Source organism: Hyphomonas sp. GM-8P, assembly GCF_003263315.1.
Lineage (GTDB): Bacteria > Pseudomonadota > Alphaproteobacteria > Caulobacterales > Hyphomonadaceae > Hyphomonas.
The window spans coordinates 1-1,365 of record NZ_AWFE01000141.1 but is presented as its reverse complement, the minus strand read 5'-3'; the positions used below and the strand labels follow the sequence as shown (position 1 = coordinate 1,365).

The 1,365-nt window shown below is 64.9% G+C and carries 1 protein-coding gene and 1 pseudogene; both read left to right on the top strand.

All coding sequences use genetic code 11. The features are described from left to right. A pseudogene (locus HY26_RS19110) lies at positions 1 to 245 on the top strand (CopG family transcriptional regulator); the annotation flags it as partial. After that, positions 238 to 1,263, top strand: a complete 1,026-nt coding sequence (gene trbB, locus HY26_RS18745; protein WP_112074349.1) for a P-type conjugative transfer ATPase TrbB — start codon at positions 238 to 240, stop codon at positions 1,261 to 1,263. The pseudogene HY26_RS19110 and the gene trbB, both read left to right, overlap by 8 nt. Positions 1,264 to 1,365 lie beyond the last annotated feature (102 nt).

Below are 1,365 nucleotides of genomic sequence, written 5' to 3'. Positions count from 1 at the left end.
TTGCCGAAACGCTCGCGACCTTCGTGCATTATTTCCTGACGGTGACGCCGCCGGTGCCGGCCAACCAGGTCGAGGCCGCCCGGGCCAAGGGCGACATGCGGTTTGACCTCTTTGTGAGGCAGGTCGCGGAGGCCCTCAGGTCGGGCCAGCGCATTCTTCAGAATGCCGTTGAGGATGTGACAGCGGACGCGGCCAGTCTTGAGCGCGAGCCCGAACATATGGGCGAGATGCGGACCGATGCGTGACGTACAAAGCCAGACACGTACCCGCGCCATGCTGATAACGGCATTGGGGAGCGAGATTGTTGCAGCGCTGGACGACCCCGCCGTTGTCGAAATCATGATCAATCCCGACGGCAGGCTCTGGATCGAGCGGCATGGGTCTGGCCGATCCGAATCCGGCCTGGTTGTCACCGCTGGCGATGTCGAACGCGTCATCCGGCTGGTCGCAAGCCATATGGGCCGGCGCGTCGACGCAGCGTCGCCCATCGTGTCAGCAGAGCTGCCAATGGGCGGAGAGCGGTTCGAAGGCGTCCTGCCGCCGGTGGCGCCGGGGCCTTGTTTCTCGATCCGCAAACCAGCGGGACGGGTGGTCGCTTTGGGTGAGTATGTCGCCTCCGGCGTAATGGCACCTCATCACGCCGAAGCCTTGCGGTTGGCGGTCAGGACCCGCGAGAACATTCTCGTCGTCGGCGGCACGGGCTCGGGCAAGACGACGCTTGCCAATGCCCTGCTGGCCGAGATTGCCCGCACTGGGGACCGGCTTGTGATCCTGGAAGATACGCGCGAACTTGTTTCGACAGCCCGCGACTCTGTCCAGCTGCGCACTCAGCCCGGATCAGTAACTCTTGCAGACCTTGTCCGCTCGACCCTGCGCCTCAGGCCAGACCGGATCATTATCGGTGAAGTGCGCGGCGCCGAGGCGCTCGACATGCTGAAGGCCTGGAATACCGGCCATCCGGGCGGCATCGCCACCCTGCATGCCAACTCGGCCCTGGGCGGACTCTCCCGGCTCGAACAGCTGATTGGCGAGACCTCGGCGCAGGTGCCGCACGACCTCATCGCAGAAACAATCGACTGCGTCGTCTACATCTCCCGGCGCGCCGGGGTTCACCGCGTCGAGACAGTCGCGCGCATGAACGGGCTCGGGCGTCAGGGCTATGACCTGATCCCCGTCCAGCCGGACCTGCAGCTCGTCCTGCCGAGCCTGCCCTTTTCCGAACCGCTTCTCTCCACCGCTCCAGAAAGGACACCACCCCAATGAAATACAGACTGATCAAAGCCCTGAGCCTGACGGCTTTTGCCGTCGCGCTCACCTTCCCGGCCCATGCGGCTGGCTCCGGCATGCCCTGGGAAGCCCCGCTGC